Origin of the sequence: Alteromonas sp. ASW11-130 (assembly GCF_026183735.1) — a bacterium.
GTDB lineage: Bacteria > Pseudomonadota > Gammaproteobacteria > Enterobacterales > Alteromonadaceae > Alteromonas.
The window spans coordinates 45,964-66,566 of sequence record NZ_JAPFRE010000045.1; the positions used below are offsets into that span (position 1 = coordinate 45,964).

Below are 20,603 nucleotides of genomic sequence, written 5' to 3' on the forward strand. Positions count from 1 at the left end.
GTTTTGACTAACCGAACTGGCGTTATATGTATCTTCTATTTGTAATTGTTCACTAAGACCCGGCACGAGGTTCAGATATGATTCTTTATACCTATTTCTAACGTGAAGACTAAAGAATCAACAGGTTTTTCGTATAGTAACGCCTGATTTTAAAATAGTCGTGTTGAAGGATTTAATATGAAAGCGTGGGCCAATCGGTTAATTGCGCAGATTTCCAGTCTATTTACCTTGAGTGTGCTGACTTCTCCAGCTTACGCTGGCTTCGACGAATTATACGATTTTGTTGCGCAGCGTCCCCAATTCGCTTCCTACGTAGGGATTATTACGACTGGCATACTTGCCTTTTTGGTACTTATTCTCCTGATAAAACAATTTGTTACGAAGCGGAGGCTGGCGTCGCTCGCGGCCGTATCGACGACATTGCAAGCCCAGCTGAATGCCCTTCCATCTGGAGCTTTGTTTATAAGCAAAACAGGTGATGTACTCGCTGCCAATAGAACTGCTTTATATTTGCTTGGAATTAAAGAGGAAAATGTCAATAACGTTAATCTGCTATCGTTATTACCCAATGCTGACGAACCTGCATTGAAGTGTGCTTTCGCCAGCGCTAAAGAAACCCGTATACAGTGCACAATGCCTCGCCGAGACCGCGTTTATCAAGTAAGGGTATGCCCCAACATTGATGCCAGTCTAGGGGCTCACGCCGCCGTGATGCTCGAAGATGTTCACTTGTTTCAACAAACAATTGATAATTACAAAAATCACCTTTCCCATTTAACTACTGAGATAGGCACCAGTGGCCATGGGGTGATAACCATTGATTACACTATCGGTACGGTTGAAATTAATTCGGCTGTCGCCACTTGGGTTAATGCACAGAATAGCGCAGTATTCTCCCCTGACGAAATGTCCGCGTGGTTTAGCGAGCCAAGTTGGCAATCCCTCCATTCTGCATTAATGGGATTAGGCGAATGTCAGCAATTTGAATTATTAGCGGATCTAAACGAAGCAAATGAGCCTCGACCAGTTCGCGTATTAGGCTCGGTAATTCCGGTAAAGGGAGCGGAAAACGCGTCATGTGTACAATTAATTTTAATAGACTTAAAAACCGAAAATAATTATAAAAATCAATTGCAGAGCGCCTTAAAATTACATCATCAAACTACCAGTATAGCTCCCTTTGCAATATATCGCGTGGATACGGAAGGTACATTTTTAGAAGGTAACTTAGCTTTCGGTAAATTGGTTGGCGCGGATGTAAACAAATACAAAGGTAAACCATTTTCGACCCTACCCACTGTAAATGAAGACTGGGCAAAAGCACATCAGGGGGAACTTGGTTCAATGCCCGTTAAAGTGACTCTGAATCCACAAGAGAAGGTGTTTTTGACGCTTCATATGCAAAAAATGTCTAGCCCGGGCCTCCCTGTTTCAATAATCGCCATTGTGCACAATCAGTCTGAAGAAGTCGCAGCAAATGCCGCAAAATATGACGCAGAAACCAAATTGACCAGCCTGGTAGATTGTTCTCCTTCTGGTATTGTTGTCATGGATGAGAAATTCAAGGTTGTCGAAGTTAATCAAACGCTTGTTACTCAGTTGGGATACGAAGTGACAGAATTGACAGGCGTTGCCTTTCATACCCTGTTTAATGATAAACCTTCTGCCGATCAGGTTTTATCTCGGGTAGAACGTCATGAACGCTGTCAAAACGCTCCCGTTAAGTTGCGCACTCAGGACGAACGCTCACTTGATGTGACCCTGAACATAAGCAAATTAAGTGAAGTGCCTTGTCGCTATATTGCTTGGTTGAGTGACAGAGAAGAACAGCGCTATTTGAATAGCCGCTTCGATCGCCTGGTGAATTATGCCAGCATTCCGATGGCAATAGTTGAAGACGATGCCTTCACCCGTCTTAACGCTGCTGCATGTGCCTTTTTCGATATCGACGATGAACAATCATTATTGGGCAAAACTCTACACAGTAATGATCTAAATAAAACTGATGACAACGCTAATTTTCTTCGCAACAAACTAGATGCGGCTAAAGCCCATGGTCAAGCTCTAACATTAAACTGGCAACACCATTACCAGCAAAAGGCATTACCTTGTGAAATTACGCTCATCCCTGTTTTTAAAGGTACCGAACTATCTTGTATTCTTTGTTTATGGGTAGATTTACGTGCTTTAAAAGAAGCGAATGCGGCGCGTGCTCAAGCCCAGCAATTACGAAACATGGCGCAACAGGAGGTTGAGCGCAAAGACGCTGAGCTTTCCAGCAGCCAGGACGCATTAGCGAAAAAACATCTTACACTTACCCAAACCGAGCATTATCTCGCTAAAACACAAACGGAGTTAACCGCGGTACAAGGTACGCTAACGGATAAGCTATCCACGCTTTCTGCGTTGGAAGAAGCTCATCAAACCATCCGTGCGGACTTCGCCAATCTACAACAAGAGTATAAACAAAACCAACAGTGGTTAGATGAAGCAAAAACGGCAAACCGAGAACTGGAAGACCAGCTCAACCATAGCAGTGAAAAAGTCACTCGCTTAGAAGCGCAACGTCATCAAATCGCTAACGCTCTTCAGTATAGTGAAAAACAATATCGCCAAACGCAACAACAACTTGACAACAGCCGGATGGAATCTGAAAAGTTAAAACAAGCACAAGAGCAGCAAACGCAAGTAATGGCGCAGTCGGAACAAAAAATTGCCGCCCTGAAATCATCATTAGGCGAAAAAGATACGCAGTTACAAGATATTAATGATCAAATTCAGACGTTATATTCACAATTACAAAGCTCTGTTCAGGCCAAGGATGCCCTTAGAGAGCAATTAATTAACCAACGTAAAGCGAGCGAAAAAGCTGAAAATGAGCGTCGCTCGCTACAGGAAAGTTGCGAACGGGCGCAAACAGAATTAGCCGCGAAGGCTCGGCAAATAGACCACCTGCAAAACGAAATGCAGGCATTGGAAGCAATGTCCAATCAAAGCAAAGACGAAATGGAAGCACACCAACAGCGCCTGGAAAGTGAATTATTAGCCAAAGAAGCGCAGCTGGACGCGTCCAAACAAGATCTTGCCAAACTGAAACAGCAGTCAGAAGCAGTACAGATTGAAAAACAACAAAAACAAGAGGCGTTAGACAGGTTAGTCGAAGAACTAAACACGTTACAGGCAGCTGCAGAAGAGCAACAGCACTCTAATTCTGAAGCACAACGTAAATGGCATAAACACCAGCTCTTACTACTGGAAAGCTTGCGCGCTAAAGAATCACAACTAAAAGAAAGTGAAGCAGCGTTGCATCACACTATTGCTGAGAGTGAAGCAGAAAAAGCGGAAAAAGCCCGTCAACAGCAAGAGTTAGAAGAACTACGTGCTGAATGTGAACACATGCAAGAGGCAGCGAATACTCAGCAACAATATATCGTCCAAAATGAGCAAGAGTGGAAAACTACACAACAACACCTGGCCAGGTCTTTAGAAGCTAAGCAGGCTGAGTTAAGTCAGGCACAAAAACGTCTTGAAGACCATCAGCAACAAGTTGCTGCCGAGAAACGTGCTAAAGAAGAACAACAGCAGCGACTTGCTCAGTTGGAAGCAGAGCTCGCTGATGTCGCGCAACGTGCAGAAACACAAAAAGCCATGATGGAAGGAAGCGATGAACAATGGCGTAAGCACCGCCAAGAAATAGAGGCGCAGAAGGCACAGCTTCATGCAGCGCTAGAATCAGCAAAACAAGAAAATACTCAAATGCAGGAGCAGCTGCAAACCAGTCAGTCACACTTGGTGGATGCGGAATCTAAAGTGTCGCAGACCCATAGTGAGGAACAAAAGCTCAATCAAGAATTGAACTCAATCAAAGCGGATGCTGAAGCCCTTCAACAGCAGCTTACTGACAAACAAGCGAATGAAGAGAAGCTTCAGCAGCAAATTCAGTCACAACACAACACCTTACAGCAGCGAGAAGAAAGTATCGCCACACTGAAGGAGGAACAGTCTAAGTTAGAGCGGATGTTAAAACTAGCAGAGCAAGAATGTGCGCAAGCGAAGGACTTGTTAAGCAGTGCTGACGCCGACCAGTCAGATCTCCAACGTCAGCTAGCTGCTCTGGAGCATAGTCTGGATGACAGCAAACTCCAGCTTGCCAAGAAAGAGCAAGCATTGAACGGCGCACAGCAGAAAATTCAACAACAAGAATCGCAACTGCAGCAACAAGCATCAGCACTGGTGGAAGCACAGAAAGCACAGCTTCATCATCAGCATAACGAAACCCCTGCAACTAATGCAAAGGCGCTACCCGGGTATGCCAACTTCGAGATGCCGCTAGACTCATCGGTATGGTTCGACTTGTTGCCTTATTTACAAGCAAATAAGCAAGTGGACTCATTGGCCGTGTCTCTAAAATCGTTACTATCTGACCTAGAACATGCGGTTGAGGCTACAAGTGAAGCCATTTCCAATGATGACAGAAGTAAAATGCTGGTCAATACGCGTAAATTAATCGCCCTTATTCGTCCGGTTAATTCAGCGCCGTTAAATGACATGGCAAACCGTCTTGAGGCGGATATTGAACACGGTAATCTTGATAATATTTCAATATTCTGGCCGACAGCGCGACAAAATTTAAGTAAAACAATGAGGGTTATTTATGGGCATTTGAACGACTAGCCCCCTGCATTTAGCCCGTAACGTTACGGGCTAAATTACACCTTAAACGTAAAATTTAATATTCGTAAACTAGACTACTTCTAATTGACTGTGCTATCTCTATAAAATCAGCATTTCATCGTTTAGTTGTGGAGCAATGATCCTCACCATTCGCCCTGAACACCCAGAAGATATTCCTGCTATTCGTGAAGTCATTAAAGTAGCATTCAAAGCTGTGCCCCATTCAGAAAACAACGAGCACCTTATTGTTGATGCTTTACGTGACGATGATGCGCTGACAATCACGCGAGTAGCCGAAGAAGAAGATAAAATAGTCGGCTATATTGCGGTTTCTCCAGTAACCTTATCGAATGGCGAATCCGGATGGTATGGGATTGGTCCGCTTGCCGTTTCTCCCACCGCCCAGTCCAGAGGGCTCGGTAGTAAGTTGATGCAAAGCGCCCTTTTATGGCTAAGGGAAAACGCAAAAGGATGTGTGCTGTTGGGAGAACCAGAATTTTATTCTCAGTTCGGCTTTAAGGTGACAGATGGGTTGATCTTACACGGTGCGCCCCCTGAGTATTTTATGGCGCTCTCTTTTAATCACCATTACCCCAGAGCGGACATTACGTACCACCCCAGTTTTTATCCTAGCAGTTAATAGTTTTACCTGTGTACAGCAGGTCCAGTAGTGGGAGACGTCTGGGGGGCCAGTGCAAAATTAACATCGGGTAGCGCCGAAGCACTTTGCATACCCTCTAGGTATTCATTAAGGCACAATAGTCCCTCTATATCGTTGCACATCGCTTTCGGTGTCGCCGCCAAATGAAGATTTGGTTGGGTGAACCAGATGATCATCTTTTCATTGTCACCGTCAGACAACGCATATAGCAGATGATACAAACGAATAAAAGCAAGCTGAATTTTGGCTTCTGACGATTCAATTTCAAACCCCACCAGCGCCGTTTGTAATAATCCTTGCTCGCTAACGCCAAGCATGGCCGAAGCCTCATTAGGGGATAAACCCAGCTCTTCATATGCCCATGTGAATGCTTTCATTATTACAGCGGGTTGGTAATGCGCAATTGCCATTAAAGCCACCTTCTTGAATAACCTGTTGTTAGGTACGAAGGGCTACTGCGAGAATCGTTCCACAAATGTAGGCTGAATTACACCGTGTGAAATGTGCAAAATAATTTATTTAGTGCTTTCCTTTCGATAAGACGATTCCTGCCACAGCCTTTGTTAACAAAGCATTTACAAAAATTGAGTGAAGCGGTGGGTGAGGGTTATTACACAAAATCACAAAAAAGAGCGCTTATTTCTGCCAGAGGCTATATAAGAAAATTTTTCACTCAGGGCTGAATTAAATACTCGCGGCGACCTATCTCGCCAGAAGAAGTGGAAAATACGGCTGCCTTTGTTCACAAGTCGCTCGACTATGACGGTTAACCTATTGCAATATCCTCGTTACCCTTTTCTGCCGTGTACAACCCTCCTATTGCGGATTATTATTCTACGGCTGGTCGCTGGCGTAGGCTTTGGTGGGACGAGATAGTGCTTGTTTTTTGAAGAAGTTAAGACCTAACACTCCGCAAAAACAGGGCTGGCTTTCGTTGTTACCGCTCTTGCCTGGTTAGCGCCCCATTCTTTTCTCTCGGCGAAGAAGTGACACATGCATTGACATAGTGCACCGGTACAAAACTTTATACTTTGCCTGTTATTGATTGTTTTTTGACGACCTCTTTTTATTCCCACCGATGAAACATTCTAATTTTCAGAATCATCAGTTCAACAAAATGAAGTGTTTATATAGTCTTACTTCATCTATTGTACTAAATGAGAACTCCATTACGTGAGGAAAACCAATTGAGAAAATCGAATTCTGGCTGGGGATGGGTACTTATAACCCTGCATTGGGTAACCGCTGTCACGGTTTTTAGCATGTTCGCGGTAGGATTATGGATGGTAGACCTGAACTACTATAGTGATTGGTATAAAACGGCCCCGCATTGGCACAAAAGTGTTGGCTTATTACTGGCTGGGTTAACACTGTTTAGGTTTGTCTGGCGCATGGTCAGTCCTCGTCCGAAAAGGCTTGGCGGTGACTTGGAGCGCGTAGCGGCAAGTATTGCGCATTTATCAATTTATTTAATGTTGTTCTCTCTCTTTATTAGCGGCTACCTTATTTCCACCGCAGATAATCGAGCGATTGACGTATTTAATTGGTTTACCGTGCCCTCACTCGGAGAATTATTTGATGATCAAGAAGATATAGCCGGAAGTATTCACTTTTACCTTGCATGGGCGTTAATTATTTTTATTGGCGTACATGTGCTTGCAGCACTTAAACATCATTTTTTTGATAAAGACGCTACATTAAAACGTATGTTGGGCCTGCAATAAATACCTTAACCAGGAGAAATAGATGAAAAAAATAGCATTAGCATTAACATTGGCATTTGGTGCGACTGCAGCTAGCGCAGCAGATTATATTATAGACACCAAGGGCGCTCACGCTTCGATAAATTTTAAAGTTCAACATTTGGGTTATTCTTGGCTGACGGGAAGATTTAATGAATTCGAGGGTGAATTTAGCTACGATGAAGACAAACCTAAAGTCTCTAAAGTCAATGTAACTATTCAAACAGATAGTATTGATTCTAATCACGCAGAGCGTGATAAACACTTACGTAGTGATGATTTCTTAAATGTTGAGAAGTTTCCTGAAGCGAAGTTTGTCAGTACCACGGTTACCGAAGATAGCGATGGCACGATGACCATTATTGGTGATCTAACCTTACATGGTGTAACCAAGTCAGTCTCGATTGATGCGCACAAGGTTGGTGAAGGAAAAGATCCGTGGGGAGGCTACCGCGCGGGATTTGCCGGTACAACTAAAATTGCGCTGAAAGACTTTGACATCGACTACGATTTGGGTCCGGCTTCAACCGAAGTAGAACTAATGCTGCATGTTGAAGGGGTGAAGCAGTAGTTTTGGTGCTCCCGTCCTGCGACGGGATCCCCCTTCTCATCAGAAGCCATCACCCGCCTTTTTCCTCGTCATCACCCCGTTTTCCTCGTCATCACCGCGCAAGCGGTGACCTCCTCCCTCAACAGCGATAGCGAAAAAGCCCCAAAACTTTTCGTCGTCATCACCGCGTTTTTCCTTGTCATCTCCGCGCAAGCGGTGACCTCCCCCCTCAACAGCGATAGCGTAACAACCCCACGCTTTAGCGTGAGGAGGCGGCTATTAATGCAGCTTTAGCCGCATGCCAACGATATTCCCCAGCTTGCGACTGAGCAATACTACTACCCCTCGTAAATAACCATGAATGGCGAACTGATGCATATTGTATAGCGACAAATAGACCAGCTTGGCTAAACGTCCTTCAATAAACATACTATTGTTCGACAACGTCCCCATTAAACTACCTACGGTGGTGTAGCGACTGAGGTGCACCAGCGATCCATAGTCACGGTATTTGAACGATTCCAGGGCGATGTTTTTGAACAAGTTAACTAGGTTTTTACCCGCTGTTGTTGCCATTTGGTGAGCCGACTGTGCGCGTGGGGGCACCCAGCTATCGTCACTCTGCTTGAAACCACAACAGTCACCTATAGCAAAAATGTTGTCAAAACGAGTACTTTGCAATGTAGGTTTTACCAAAATTTGGTTTGCACGATTTGTCTCAAATAAGTCTAACTCGGTTAAAAAATCAGGCGCTTTCACCCCCGCCGACCACACCAACAAATCAGCATCAATTTTTTCTCCATCTGCGGTTTCAAAACCCGTTTCAGAGGCTCGTGCCACCCGCGTATTTTCCAATACATCTACCCCGAGTTTTACTAACGCTTTGCGTGCTGAATTGGCGATACGTTCGGGTAATGCTGGCAAGATACGGTTATCCGCTTCGATAATTGAGACCTTGATACGCTTTGAAGACATCTCAGGCATGCCATAGGCGCGAGCGAGGTTAGCCACATGATAAAGTTGGGCGGCAAGTTCAGTCCCGGTAGCCCCCCCGCCGACGATAGCAACATGCAATATACGCGCAGCTGTCGCATCATTATTTATTTTAAGCAGTTGGTTTAAAAGCGCCTTATGGAAGCGCTCAGCTTGGACCAAGGAATCTAAGAAGAAACAGTTTCGTGCCACACCTGGCGTACCAAAATCATTACTTTTACTGCCCAGTGCCATGACCAGATAATCATACTTAATCTGACGTTGCGGCAAAATTTGATGGCCTTCATCATCATGCAGCGCGCTTAACGTGATAGATTGATTCTCAGCATCTACACTGCTCATCTCACCCAGCTCAAACTGATAGCCATGTTTTACTGCGTGCATTCGGTAATCCACGCCATCAGAATATTTGTCGATTACACCCGCAGCAACTTCATGCAGCAGCGGCTTCCACACATGTGTGCGGCTTTTATCCACCAATATAATTTCGGCGCGTTGTTTTTTGCCTAACGTTTTAGCTAGTTGGGTGACCAGTTCAAGTCCGCCTGCGCCGCCTCCTACGATGACTATTCGCTTCATTTTTAAGTTCTCTATGTAATTGGAATCTGGTCATCACCACGAATACTCCGCTGAAATGAGAAAATGTCTGGGTTGGCCGGGAAAATATCGCGCACCAGTGAAGCTTGTAAAGTCAGCGCGTTCGGCGTAGCGGGTATCGAACAGGTTATAGACACGAAAACGCAGTGTAGTGTGCGGGTTGAGTTGATAGTGACTGCTTAAGTGCAAAACATCGTGTCCCGAATAAGTATGCGCGTTTTCCGCATCTGTGAAGTACTTACCGATATGCTGCCATTCAAGTGTAATTTCAAGGGGGGTTGCTGGCTCCCATGTTATTTGAGAATTGGCGATAGTGCGTGGAGCAGTGTCCATTTCATTGCCTATAATGGATGCATCAGAACTTTCCGCTTGGCCGATATAGGTATGCTCCGCATAGGTCATGGCAGAGCTCAGGGACCATTGTGGATGAAGCTGCCAGCGCACCGACAATTCGATCCCTTCATGCTCTGTCTCACCATTGCTGACGTTGAAGAAGTCATCGTCACGATAAATTACGTTTTGTTTGGCTAATAAATAATAGGCAGCTTTCAGGGAAAGAGTGGGGCTATTGAAGTGGGCACCCACCTCCCTATGAAGGCCTGTCTCTGGTGATAGTTCGGCAACGGTTTGCTCCCGCTGTAAGCGAAAAAGCTCAGAGGCTTGCGGTATCCTGTAACCATCGGCGAGACTAGCGAATATGGAAAGTTCATTTGAGACAGCATACGTTACCCCGAGCTTGGGTGAAAACCTGTTAAAGTCAACACGTTTATCACTGGGCCTTGAATAGCGACACCCACCAAAACCACATTTTTCTCCATTTTCTTTCGTTCTGCCAGGAAGCAACAAGGTTCGATAATCATAAGTCATGGCTTCGTAGCGGGTACCCGCGGACAAAGTCCACCTACCCCATTGCTGTGAGACTTGCGCAAAGGAGGCGAGCATCAGGGCATCAACCTGATAATTATAGTGTTCTCCCGCGGGTATAGTTTCACGTAAAAAAGCCGAACCTTTGGTGGGCCCCTCCTGAAACTGTTTCAAGTTACCTTCAGTAAATTCGGCATCCGCTCCCACGATAACGCTCAGCCCATCCTTCCAGTATTGCCACGAAGATTGTACACCTCCCCCCTGTTGACCGTTTATTTCTATAGGCTTCCCGGGCAAAAAATGCATTACAAACTGCATATCCTGATTGCGAAAATAGGGCGTGATGGATATGCGCTGGGCATTATTTTTTTGCCATTCAAATTTCGACCACACACGCAGTGCTTTAGCCCAACGGTAAGCTTCGGGATTTTCATTGAAATTAATCAATAGGTCGCTTTTATAGCTATCTTCGCCAGATAGATACCCCGCTGTTTGTTGATCCAGGTGGATATAGGTTAATCCAGTATGGACAGAGAAATTATCAGTGTTATAACGATGACGAAGGTTCATCTTTTCCTGAAATACGGACTCCTCATCACGGAAACCATTATCACGGGTAATGCTCACATTGGCGCCGAGGCCCGTAGAACCATTGTCTAGTCCGTAACGGCCCTTGAGTCGTTTATATCCAAAAGAACCCACATCTACACCTAACCACGCACTATCTTCAGTGGTATCCGGACTGACCACGTTGATAACACCGTGCAACGCATTCGATCCGTAAACTACTGTTGCTGGACCTTTGATTACGTCAATTCGTTGTGCCATTTCAGTATGAGCTTCAAACAATTCATTATTGTTGCAAAAACCTGCTGCGCGAATCGGAATGCTGTCCTCGCTGGTAAGCACTGCTCCGCAGGCCCCAGCTCCGGTCAACACTGGCGAGCGAAGTGCAGGAAGATACTCCTGACCGCTTCCGCGTTGAATCCCTATACCGGCAATTTGTCTAAGTGCTTCTTCAATATGTATAGGTGCGATGCTAAGCAAGGACGCTTCGGATACTGTTGCAGTTGAATTAGCCGCATCCGTACCGATAAATTGGTAGCGTTGTTGAGTCGTCGTAATGTGTTCAATATCGGAATTATTTAACAACCTGCTATTTGAAAACGACAAAGAGCTGATAGTCGCGGTAACCATTAAAATCGCCAACTTCGAAATATACGTCATATAAACAACTAAAAATGTAGAAAGATTAGTGAGTGAAAGTGCTCATCTACTAGACAAGCACCTACTTAAAAACAGCTTAAACAGGGGTTCGATTTAAACTTATTTTGAGAATGAAGTAGCCTAGTACCCCGGAAAGTATTGAACCTATGACGATCCCTAATCGTTCGTCAAACAACAGGTTGACGCCTGTTTCTTCAAATGCCAGCGAGCCGATAAATAAACTCATGGTAAAACCTATTCCACACAGAGCTGAAGTGCCATATAGGGTTAACCAGGATACATTACCAGGTAATTTTGTCAGGCTCATTTTCACAGCTAACCAGCAAAAACCGAAGATGCCAATTTGCTTACCCACGAACAGGCCCAGTGTAATACCTACTGGTACGCCATGTTTAATTTGGTCGAAACTCACGCCTTGTAAATTTAGCCCTGCATTAGCGAAGGCAAACACCGGCAACACAAAGAAACCGACCACGGAATGCAAATCATGTTCTAACGATTTCAGTGGTGAGTAGTTGTCCCCTTCTTTGCTCCGCAGGGGGATAAACATAGCCAATACCACACCTGCCAATGTCGCATGAACGCCTGATTTGAGTGTAGCGATCCACATGATGATACCAATTAAGATGTATGGACTTTTCGATACGACCCCTTGTCGATTCAAAATTGTCAGTACCGGGATACAAAATGCCACAATAATGAGTGCAGTAAGTGAAATTTTTGAAGTGTAGAAAAACGCAATAATAAGAATGGCGCCGATATCGTCGAAAATAGCGAGAGAGGTTAAAAACACCTTAACAGATAGAGGTACGCGCGGACCTAGTAGCGTTAATACACCCAAGGCAAAAGCAATATCCGTGGCGGCGGGAATAGCCCAACCTTTAATCGCCACCGGGTCATCGTAATTAAAATAAGCATAAATAAGGGCAGGAACCAGCATCCCCCCTATAGCTCCTGCGCCTGGTAGAATAATATTTCGCTTATCTGCCAGTTCACCCTCCACCAGCTCTCGTTTAAGCTCAAGTCCCACTAAAAAGAAGAAAACCGCCATCAAACCATCGTTAATCCACAACAACAAGGGTTTCGCAATCTTTAACGCGCCTACACGCACTTCCACAGGTGTAGATAAAAACATATCGTAATACGTGGATAGCGGAGAATTGGCAAGAATAATGGCAAGTAGTGCAGCGATAAACAGCAAGATCCCGCCTGCCGACTGCAATTTAAAAAAGGATTGAATAAAAGATTCTTGTTGATTTTGCATTAAATGTTCCGTTTTGCGTTGCGAAACCAATATTACAGAGGAATGTCATATTGAAAAACTTATTTTGCAAACAATCTAATTGAATAAAATAGCGTTTTAGACATTTCCGATATGAATTGGAGCCGTTACCTTAAATTAACCATATACAATCTCCTCAGCAATATCTCCAGGACAATAGAATATACATTTTCGGTGGCACTTTGAGCTGACAATTTTATAATCACGTTGCTTGAAAATAGATCAGTTGACGATTTTCGGCGCTTTGATAAATGAAAAAATCATACGTATTCGCACGGACGTGTTTCTTAAACTAAAAAATCTCAGCTGTTACGACAAACTCGATAATTATTGCGACAGGCTCATCAACTAGGTTGGAAGCGGTGTTCAGGGGCTTCGCAATTTAACAAGCAAAATCGTTATAGAACTAAGGGGTTAAACCGTATGACGCTAGCATAGGACCTACACCCCCTCTGGTTTGGTTATAGACATAGAGCATTGCTCTTCTACAGACTATTGACAATACTCTGCTATAGCTCGTTAGGGTTATAAAACATGACCAGAACCTATGCGGCTCGCGTAACGTTCTAATGGTAGAACGGATATTCGCGTAGTTACACTGAAGCATAGGTATTGGATTTCGTGGTCGGGTGGCACAAGAATACGAATGAAGGAGCGCAACAGTGAATGAGCATGAACCGTTTTCATTAGTTTTGAAGCCCGCTTTAGCGTCATATGCGCTACTTACTGATGAGACATTTGAGGCCATTTGCAAGATAGCAAAAGTCACAACGGTCAGTAAACACGCAGTGATCTATCGGGCCGCAGAATTGCCCGAATCATTTGCGTTTGGGGTAAAGGGATAGGACGGATTCTAAAAGCCGTTATAGCGAGCCATTTCGGGTGGTTCAATTTGCCACAAAAATCCGTCGATAGTGTAAAGGTAGCGGGGGGCGGTCGCGCTTATTATTGGTGTAATATTGTTAAACAGGGAGCCAGCAAATGCACATTGATGATGCTAACCTTCTAAATCTGACCCGCCTGTGGAAAAGGTACGGCGCGAAATCGGTTTATATGCCCTCAGCTGAAGGGTTTTATCTCAATAATAGCTGGCCTTTTCGTGCTTGGTATGAGGATCAAGATGACACGGCTCGGTTTCACTTGCCCCACGCGGTACATTACAGTGAATGGTTAACTATGTTACCCGCGTCTGCGGTGATACCACTTTGGTCTCCGCGAACCCAAAAACAGATAGGTGCGTTTGACAAACTTGCCAAACAATTACTCCTGAGGGACTGGAGCTGCAGCACCAAGCAAGTGGCGATGTACCTCGATATTCACCAGCAACAAAAAGAGCGAAGCAAGCTGCACTCGGCTCAGTCATCTTTTCAGATGACAGTAGTGACCTGCCAAGCCGACGTGAAGCGGTGGATTGATATTGCCAGTAATGCCTTTGCCTACGCCATCGCCCCTGAGGTAATAGACGCCTTGCCCAATGACAAGGACATGACGTTGCTTTTGGGCTGGCTGGATGGGCAAGCGGTGGCAACAGTGTTGCTTTTTAAAACGGGTGAAACGATTGGCGTTCACCAGATGGGCGTTAAACAAAATGCTCAGGGAAAAGGAATTGCCAAACAGGTGATGCACACAGTAATTCAGACCTGTTCAGCCTGGCAGGCAAAGTACATCGTTTTGCAGGCATCGAAGGCGGGATTACCACTTTACGAAAAGTTAGGCTTTAAGCATCAGTTTCCCATTCAGCTTTATAAAAAAGTGACCTAAATTATCGTCGTTAAACATCTCGCTTGGAGGGATTTGGCAAACAGTTAATCAGGAGACCTGAGAAAGCAGATAACCAAGACAATAAAAAACCCAGTTAATTGCGTACTCGTAAATTATTGGGCAAGAATAAGCATTTCTCACCGATAGCGAGCGCAGGGATTAGTTCATTGTCACTGCAGTTTCTTTATCGCTCTCAGCAACCCAACAAGCCAAACTTTGAAGACACCTTCACGTCCCCGGAAGTCCGCTATGTTTGCTAGTCTGTTCCTAAAAAGACGTTTATTTCTTTCAAAAGGCGCACCATAGCTCGTGAGTTCACCAAGGCGCTTTGCAAAAAACCATCGAGGTGTCCCCTTTTCCATACCATTTATCTGGCAAAGACAGCGTCAGACCTTACTCCTCGAGGCTGATTATGGTAGCGCTTCACTTCATTTTCCGGCGCTATTAGTGCTTTTTTGAGCACTCTTTTTAATTTGCGTTTTTTGGGTTTGATATTGTCAATCCACCTGTCCATTTCCACCCCCTTTTTTAAACAGATTCATGTCTGATTTATACGGTTATAGGTAAATAGGGATTTGGCCTGGCGATAAATTTAATCTTTACCAATAGCGCGTCAATGCTGGATCTTTGTGCTCATATCAAGGATGATTAGGCCCTCGCAAATCGTAATTCAGCTGATAAGGTAACGTAAATGTATAAACTGGTACTTATCCGTCACGGGGAAAGTCAATGGAATCTTGAAAACCGGTTCACGGGGTGGCACGACGTCAACCTGACTGAAACTGGCGTCGCTCAAGCTAAAAATGCTGGCCAGATGCTAAAAGAAGCAGGCTTTGAATTCGACACCGCCTATACCTCGGTACTTTTGCGAGCTATAAAAACATTAAATATTGCGTTAGAAGAAATGGGGCAACACTACTTACCCGTTAAACGCAGCTGGCGCTTGAACGAACGTCATTATGGCGCACTAACGGGGTTAGATAAAGCCGAAACAGCCGCAAAACATGGTGAAGAGCAAGTAAAAATTTGGCGTCGCAGTTTCGATATTCCCCCTCCATTTGTTGAAATGGACGATAAATATTTTCCGGGTCATGACCGCCGCTATAGTCATATTGACCCTGTTATTTTACCTCGCGGGGAAAGTTTAGCGTTAACCATCGAGCGTGTTCTGCCCTACTGGCATGACGAAATTCGTCCGGCTATCCAACGCGGAGAAAACATTATTATTGCCGCGCACGGGAACAGCCTTCGCGCACTGGTGAAATATTTGGACGGCATGTCTGAGGAAGAAGTCCTTAGCTTAAATATCCCCACCGGTGTCCCCTTGGTTTACGAATTAGATAAAGATCTTAAGCCGATTTCAAAAGAATACTTAGGGGACCCTGAAAAAATCAAAGCCATGATGGACGCCGTTGCGAAGCAAGGCAGTGCCAAAAAATAATATAGCAGCATAAAAAAGCACAGATGTAATTAATCTGTGCTTGTTCATTTACAAATAAGCGTTAGTAGGTACGATCAATAGGCTCCAGCCCATTTGCTCGCTGTTCAATCGCTCCCGATAAATCATAGCCGGACTCGATCCAACGACGGGCTTCGTTGGGCGTAAACTGATGGTTTCGCCATTCTGCCGCTTCTCGGTAAGTTAGCCCAGCCGCGCGCCACTGTGCTGCATCAGATGCCATGTAACCTGCTTGGTGCCATTCACGCGCTTCAACTACTGTAAATGTACCGGTATTCCAGGCTTGTGCTTGCGGAACTGTGAAGCCCGCCTCACGCCAGTCTTGCGCTTGTTCAGCAGTGAAACCTGCCGCTTTCCATGATGCAATCTCAGTCTGGCTCATGCCTTCCCAGTCGTCATGAGTATGTACCACACAGCCAGCTAGCCAACCTACTAAAACAACCACTAACAAATGTCTTACCATTTTCATCTCCTCACGTGATGTTTTGTATTTCACCAGCAATAATTTTGTCTAGTGATGAATAAACGTACAGAAGAATAAAGGGTTCGGTTCTTTTTTGATTTTAAATAATTTCTAAAAATTGAGGTATCAATGTGTTCGAATACGTGCTACTGCCTCCTGCCAGTTATGGTAAGCTTGGTCACGTTCGGCTTTAGTCATGCGAGGTGTAAATGTGTGCTCTACCTGCCATTTATCAGCCAGCTCTTCCAATGACGAGTAAATACCAGCCTGAAGACCGGCCAAGTAAGCCGCCCCGAGCGCCGTGGTTTCCGTTATCACCGGACGCTGAACCTGTGCGCCTAAAATATCGGCCAGGAACCCCATAACCCAATCGTTGTTCGCCATACCTCCATCTACCCTTAAGGTATTGGGCCGGGCGCCATCACTCTCCATGGCTTTCTGCAAATCTTTTGTTTGATAACAAACCGATTGAAGGCCAGCTGCAACAATTTCACTTATCCCCGTATCTCGCGTGAGTCCTAAAATTGCTCCCCGTGCATTCGGATCCCAATAAGGCGCGCCCAGACCAGTAAATGCTGGCACAAGGAAAACCCCGTTATTTTGCCTGGCTCGCAGCGCTAAGGCTTCAGTCTCAGCCGCATTATTAATCAGGTGCAGACCATCACGTAGCCACTGCACCGTGGCCCCTGCCATAAAAATACTGCCTTCCAAACCATAGGTTACGTTCCCATCTAATCGGTATGCAATGGTAGAAAGCAATCTGTTTTCAGAAACTAAAGGCTTATCGCCGGTATTTAGGATCATAAAGCATCCTGTTCCGTAGGTGCTTTTAGCCATGCCTTTCTCGAAACAGGTTTGGCCTATAAGCGCAGCTTGTTGGTCGCCGGCTACGCCCTGTATGGGAATCTGTACACCTAAAATATCCTTATCAAGTACTCCAAAATCTGCCGCACTGTCTTTTACTTCCGGAAGCATGGATAACGGTATATCAAAGCATTTCAGTAACTTGCTGTCCCATTGCTGGGAACAAATATTGAACAACATTGTACGTGAAGCATTAGTGGCATCGGTTGCATGCGCTCGCCCTCCTGTCAGACGCCAAATTAAAAAGCTGTCTACCGTACCGAAAAGCAGCTCTTCCTTATCCGCGCTTTCGTGAGCGCCCTCTACATTATTGAGTATCCAATTAATTTTGGTGGCGGAAAAATAAGGATCGAGTAGTAATCCAGTAGTGTTTTTAACGTAGTCAGCCATAGTCGTATTCTGATTAAGTTTGCGACACTGCTCGGCGGTTCGCCTGTCTTGCCAAACAATCGCAGGATAGACAGGTTTACCAGTATGTTTATTCCACACCACTGTGGTTTCCCGCTGATTGGTAATCCCGATCGATGCTATATCTTGCGGTGTGAGCTGACATTTTTTAAAAACAGTTCTCATGGTTTCTTTCACACTTTGCCAGATAGCTTCTGGATCATGTTCTACCCAGCCATCTTTTGGATACGATTGTGCGAATTCTTTTTGTGCCATGGCTACGATATCGCCATTATCCGAAAAAATTATACTTCGTGAACTGGTAGTGCCCTGATCAATGGCAAGAATGTAACGCATGGATCACCTTTCATATTTTTAGGATTCAATAATTGCAGTGTGAATCAACACATTCAGATTCACGATATACCCGCATTTAACACATTTAATGTATCAGCATGTATTATGCTTAAAACATTACTATAGCGTTTAGGCCTATAAAATCACGTGCGTAATTCTAATGCACCTGCACATTTTGATTTGCTCGTAGTTGGCGGCGGAATTAACGGCGCTGGTATAGCGGCTGATGCTGCTGGACGTGGACTCTCGGTTGTCCTATGTGAAAAAGGTGACCTTGGCGGTGCAACCTCCTCCTCCTCCAGCAAACTTATTCACGGTGGCTTGCGCTATTTGGAACAGCGCGAATTCAAGCTCGTTCATGCTGCTCTAAAAGAACGGGAAGTCTTGCTCGGTAACGCTCCTCATATCATGCGTCCATTACGCTTTCGTTTGCCCCATCAACCCCACTTGCGTCCTGTTTGGATGATAAGGATGGGTTTATTCCTTTATGACAGGCTAGCTAAGCGAAATCACTTACCTTCATCAAAACGTATAACCTGTGATGAAACGAGTCCGCTTGTTCCAACTATCACGACCTGTTTTGAATATTCGGATGGTTGGGTAGATGATGCGCGATTAGTTATCTTGAATGCTTTGGCCGCCAGCCAGAACGGTGCCCGAATATTACCCAGAACGCCTTTCTTAGGCGCAAAAAAACTACAAGATCATTGGCTGGTCACTATTAGACGACCTCAGACCGGTGAAGAAAAATTCATTACCCGAGCAATAGTTAATGCAGCTGGCCCGTGGGTACTTCCCACGTTAGACAGTTTGGAGGGTACATCAAAAAAGAAAACGATTCGTCTAGTAAAAGGAAGTCATATTGTGGTGCCGAAGCTTTATGCCTCAGACGAAGCATATATTTTGCAAAATGAAGACCAGCGAATTGTATTCGCTATCCCGTTCGAAAATGCATTTTCGTTAATTGGCACTACCGATGTGGATTATACGGGGGACCCCGCTGATGCACGTATTTCGGAGGCAGAGAAAGATTACCTGATCAATATTATTAACCACTATTTCCGTTCAAAAATCTCAAAACAAGATATCGTCCATACTTTTAGCGGTGTACGTCCATTATTAGAGGAAGAAAATTCCTCAGCACAGACAGTGACGAGAGATTATAGGCTCGAACTTAAAGGATCACGTAATCACCCCCTGCTACTTAATGTTTTTGGCGGGAAAATAACCACCTATAGACGGCTAGCGGAACAAGCGGTTAACAAACTCTCCAAGCATTTCGAAAATATAGGCTCGGCATGGACCGCATCAGCCCCCCTTCCAGGGGGAGATTTTAAAGACAAAGCGGCCTTGCAGGCTGAATATAGGCAACGTTACCCTTGGCTTCCTGGCGCCCTTAGCAAAGAGTATGTGTGCCGCTACGGCAGGCTATGCGAGACGTTTCTTAACCATGCATCATCACTCCAGGATTTAGGCGTACATTTTGGACACCAGTTATATCAGGCCGAAGTGAACTATCTTTGCCAATCGGAATGGGCACAAACAGCGGATGACGTTTTATGGAGAAGAACAAAAAAAGGTCTGCTATTCACTAAACAAGAGGTGGCGAGACTTAATACTTATCTTGCGACCCTGATGAATTATGTCAATCACTAATAAATGCAGTAAACTACTGCATTTGTTAGTACGGTGAGGAAAATTACGGTGGCATTACAGTGGTTCCCAGGGCACATGCACAAAGCCCTAAAAGAAATTAAAGAATCCCTCAGTCAGGTTGATATATTGATTGAAGTGCTTGATGCTCGTATTCCTTACTCGAGTGAAAATCCAGAAATTGCTAAGATACGGGGCGACAAACCCTGTATCAAAATCTTGAATAAATTCGACTTAGCAGATCCGGACATTACTGCCGATTGGCAAGCCTACCTTGAATCTGAACGTCACGTAAAAACCATCACGACCTCGAGCGATAATCCTGCAAACAGTAAACAGATTATCAATTTGATTCGTACTATTTGCGCGCACAAAGACGCTTCAGCTAAGCACATTAATGCCATGATCACCGGTATCCCTAATGTGGGTAAATCCACGCTGATAAATATCCTGGCCGAACGCACTATTGCAAAAACAGGCAATGAACCTGCCGTAACAAAAAGTCAGCAACGGATTAATTTAGGTAGTGGAATAGTGCTTTATGATACACCCGGTGTATTGTGGCCAAAACTAGAAAACCCTCATTCTATCTACCGGTTAGCTTCGTCGGGCGCGGTGAAAAACACGGCAATGGAATATGACGATGTCGGTTTTTTTGCCGCCGATTATTTAATTAAAGCTTACCCTGAACGCATGCAAGAACGCTATAAACTCGATACATTGCCACCGACAGAAATAGAGTTTTTGGAGGCCGCTGCGAAAAAACGGGGTGCAATAATGGCTGGCGGCCGTGTGAATCTACATAAAATCTGCGAAGTGCTACTCAACGAATTACAATCGGGTAAGTTAGGTCGAGTTAGTCTTGAAACGCCAGCAATGCTGGAGAAAGAGAAAATTGAGATGGCGGAAGCCGCCGCAGCAAAAGCGGCCGCAAAAGCAAAGCGTAAACAGAAATTCAAAGAAGGCTCACTGACGCCGGATAAACAAGACCGCAAGGAAAAGCGCAACGAAAAACGTGAGGCGCAAAGTCAACGAATGAAAAAGCGCCGTAACTGAAAAGTCTAAATCG

17 protein-coding genes are annotated in these 20,603 nt (G+C 44.8%); 9 read left to right on the forward strand and 8 right to left on the reverse strand.

Annotated features, from left to right (window positions below):
- The first annotated feature begins 177 nt into the window (after window positions 1-177).
- Window positions 178-4,674, forward strand: a complete 4,497-nt coding sequence (locus OPS28_RS15385) for a PAS domain-containing protein (RefSeq protein WP_265610350.1) — start codon at window positions 178-180, stop codon at window positions 4,672-4,674.
- A gap of 136 nt (window positions 4,675-4,810) precedes the next feature.
- On the forward strand, window positions 4,811-5,314 hold the full coding sequence (locus OPS28_RS15390; RefSeq protein ID WP_265610351.1) for a GNAT family N-acetyltransferase: 504 nt from the start codon (window positions 4,811-4,813) through the stop codon (window positions 5,312-5,314).
- Window positions 5,315-5,319: 5 nt separating this feature from the next.
- Here OPS28_RS15390 and OPS28_RS15395 read toward each other — a convergent pair whose 3' ends face one another.
- Window positions 5,320-5,745 (reverse strand): antitoxin Xre/MbcA/ParS toxin-binding domain-containing protein, encoded by a 426-nt coding sequence (locus tag OPS28_RS15395; protein ID WP_265610352.1) that lies wholly within the window; start codon window positions 5,743-5,745, stop codon window positions 5,320-5,322.
- A gap of 747 nt (window positions 5,746-6,492) precedes the next feature.
- On the opposite strand from OPS28_RS15395, the gene OPS28_RS15400 reads away from it, so the two are divergent.
- Together OPS28_RS15400 and OPS28_RS15405 are read left to right on the forward strand one after the other, a co-directional pair.
- A complete protein-coding gene (locus OPS28_RS15400) occupies window positions 6,493-7,059 on the forward strand; it encodes a cytochrome b (RefSeq protein WP_442864012.1) in 567 nt (188 codons plus the stop codon).
- Window positions 7,060-7,081: 22 nt separating this feature from the next.
- Window positions 7,082-7,648 carry a YceI family protein gene (locus OPS28_RS15405; RefSeq protein ID WP_265610354.1) on the forward strand — a complete coding sequence of 189 codons (567 nt, stop codon included), beginning with the start codon at window positions 7,082-7,084 and terminating at the stop codon, window positions 7,646-7,648.
- Window positions 7,649-7,687: 39 nt separating this feature from the next.
- Here the strand turns inward: OPS28_RS15405 and OPS28_RS15410 are convergent, their stop codons facing one another.
- The 4 genes from OPS28_RS15410 to nhaA all read right to left on the reverse strand — a co-directional run bounded on the left by OPS28_RS15410 (window position 7,688) and on the right by nhaA (window position 12,572).
- Window positions 7,688-7,840 (reverse strand): hypothetical protein, encoded by a 153-nt coding sequence (locus OPS28_RS15410; protein ID WP_265610355.1) that lies wholly within the window; start codon window positions 7,838-7,840, stop codon window positions 7,688-7,690.
- 66 nt (window positions 7,841-7,906) lie between these two features.
- Entirely contained in the window at window positions 7,907-9,199 is a 1,293-nt protein-coding gene (locus OPS28_RS15415; RefSeq protein WP_265610356.1) for an NAD(P)/FAD-dependent oxidoreductase, read from the reverse strand.
- Between the two features lie 33 nt (window positions 9,200-9,232).
- Window positions 9,233-11,308 (reverse strand): TonB-dependent receptor family protein, encoded by a 2,076-nt coding sequence (locus OPS28_RS15420; RefSeq protein ID WP_265610357.1) that lies wholly within the window; start codon window positions 11,306-11,308, stop codon window positions 9,233-9,235.
- A 76-nt stretch (window positions 11,309-11,384) separates the two neighbouring features.
- On the reverse strand, window positions 11,385-12,572 hold the full coding sequence (gene nhaA / locus OPS28_RS15425; RefSeq protein ID WP_265610358.1) for a Na+/H+ antiporter NhaA: 1,188 nt from the start codon (window positions 12,570-12,572) through the stop codon (window positions 11,385-11,387).
- Window positions 12,573-13,252: 680 nt separating this feature from the next.
- Between nhaA and OPS28_RS15430 the strand changes: the two genes are divergently transcribed.
- Both OPS28_RS15430 and OPS28_RS15435 read left to right on the forward strand, forming a co-directional pair.
- Window positions 13,253-13,435: a hypothetical protein gene (locus OPS28_RS15430; RefSeq protein ID WP_265610359.1), complete on the forward strand. Its 183-nt coding sequence runs from the start codon at window positions 13,253-13,255 to the stop codon at window positions 13,433-13,435.
- A 136-nt stretch (window positions 13,436-13,571) separates the two neighbouring features.
- The gene (locus tag OPS28_RS15435) at window positions 13,572-14,351 is read left to right on the forward strand and encodes a GNAT family N-acetyltransferase (RefSeq protein ID WP_265610360.1); all 780 of its coding nucleotides are present in this window, start codon (window positions 13,572-13,574) and stop codon (window positions 14,349-14,351) included.
- Between the two features lie 367 nt (window positions 14,352-14,718).
- Here OPS28_RS15435 and OPS28_RS15440 read toward each other — a convergent pair whose 3' ends face one another.
- The gene (locus OPS28_RS15440) at window positions 14,719-14,865 is read right to left on the reverse strand and encodes a hypothetical protein (protein ID WP_265610361.1); all 147 of its coding nucleotides are present in this window, start codon (window positions 14,863-14,865) and stop codon (window positions 14,719-14,721) included.
- A 177-nt stretch (window positions 14,866-15,042) separates the two neighbouring features.
- Between OPS28_RS15440 and gpmA the strand changes: the two genes are divergently transcribed.
- A complete protein-coding gene (gene gpmA / locus OPS28_RS15445; protein WP_265610362.1) occupies window positions 15,043-15,792 on the forward strand; it encodes a 2,3-diphosphoglycerate-dependent phosphoglycerate mutase in 750 nt (249 codons plus the stop codon).
- A 61-nt stretch (window positions 15,793-15,853) separates the two neighbouring features.
- On the opposite strand, the gene OPS28_RS15450 is transcribed toward gpmA, so the two are convergent.
- Both OPS28_RS15450 and glpK read right to left on the reverse strand, forming a co-directional pair.
- Entirely contained in the window at window positions 15,854-16,273 is a 420-nt protein-coding gene (locus tag OPS28_RS15450) for a hypothetical protein (protein WP_265610363.1), read from the reverse strand.
- A 126-nt stretch (window positions 16,274-16,399) separates the two neighbouring features.
- Complete coding sequence (gene glpK, locus OPS28_RS15455; RefSeq protein ID WP_265610364.1) at window positions 16,400-17,881, reverse strand: glycerol kinase GlpK; 1,482 nt, start codon at window positions 17,879-17,881, stop codon at window positions 16,400-16,402.
- Between the two features lie 147 nt (window positions 17,882-18,028).
- Here glpK and glpD point away from each other — a divergent pair, with 147 nt between their 5' ends.
- Together glpD and ylqF are read left to right on the forward strand one after the other, a co-directional pair.
- The gene (glpD, locus tag OPS28_RS15460; RefSeq protein ID WP_265610365.1) at window positions 18,029-19,537 is read left to right on the forward strand and encodes a glycerol-3-phosphate dehydrogenase; all 1,509 of its coding nucleotides are present in this window, start codon (window positions 18,029-18,031) and stop codon (window positions 19,535-19,537) included.
- A gap of 48 nt (window positions 19,538-19,585) precedes the next feature.
- Window positions 19,586-20,590 (forward strand): ribosome biogenesis GTPase YlqF, encoded by a 1,005-nt coding sequence (gene ylqF / locus OPS28_RS15465; protein WP_265610366.1) that lies wholly within the window; start codon window positions 19,586-19,588, stop codon window positions 20,588-20,590.
- Window positions 20,591-20,603: the final 13 nt, after the last annotated feature.

Excerpts from the sequence above, each read along its gene's own strand:
- gpmA (WP_265610362.1), top strand. The coding sequence starts at position 15,043 with ATGTATAAACTGGTACTTATCCGTCACGGGGAAAGTCAATGGAATCTT.
- OPS28_RS15405 (WP_265610354.1), top strand. The coding sequence starts at position 7,082 with ATGAAAAAAATAGCATTAGCATTAACATTGGCATTTGGTGCGACTGCA.
- OPS28_RS15415 (WP_265610356.1), bottom strand. The coding sequence starts at position 9,199 with ATGAAGCGAATAGTCATCGTAGGAGGCGGCGCAGGCGGACTTGAACTG.
- OPS28_RS15450 (WP_265610363.1), bottom strand. The coding sequence starts at position 16,273 with ATGGTAAGACATTTGTTAGTGGTTGTTTTAGTAGGTTGGCTAGCTGGC.
- OPS28_RS15420 (WP_265610357.1), bottom strand. The coding sequence starts at position 11,308 with ATGACGTATATTTCGAAGTTGGCGATTTTAATGGTTACCGCGACTATC.
- OPS28_RS15385 (WP_265610350.1), top strand. The coding sequence starts at position 178 with ATGAAAGCGTGGGCCAATCGGTTAATTGCGCAGATTTCCAGTCTATTT.
- glpK (WP_265610364.1), bottom strand. The coding sequence starts at position 17,881 with ATGCGTTACATTCTTGCCATTGATCAGGGCACTACCAGTTCACGAAGT.
- OPS28_RS15390 (WP_265610351.1), top strand. The coding sequence starts at position 4,811 with ATGATCCTCACCATTCGCCCTGAACACCCAGAAGATATTCCTGCTATT.
- OPS28_RS15395 (WP_265610352.1), bottom strand. The coding sequence starts at position 5,745 with ATGGCAATTGCGCATTACCAACCCGCTGTAATAATGAAAGCATTCACA.
- OPS28_RS15435 (WP_265610360.1), top strand. The coding sequence starts at position 13,572 with ATGCACATTGATGATGCTAACCTTCTAAATCTGACCCGCCTGTGGAAA.
- OPS28_RS15400 (WP_442864012.1), top strand. The coding sequence starts at position 6,493 with ATGAGAACTCCATTACGTGAGGAAAACCAATTGAGAAAATCGAATTCT.
- OPS28_RS15440 (WP_265610361.1), bottom strand. The coding sequence starts at position 14,865 with ATGGACAGGTGGATTGACAATATCAAACCCAAAAAACGCAAATTAAAA.
- nhaA (WP_265610358.1), bottom strand. The coding sequence starts at position 12,572 with ATGCAAAATCAACAAGAATCTTTTATTCAATCCTTTTTTAAATTGCAG.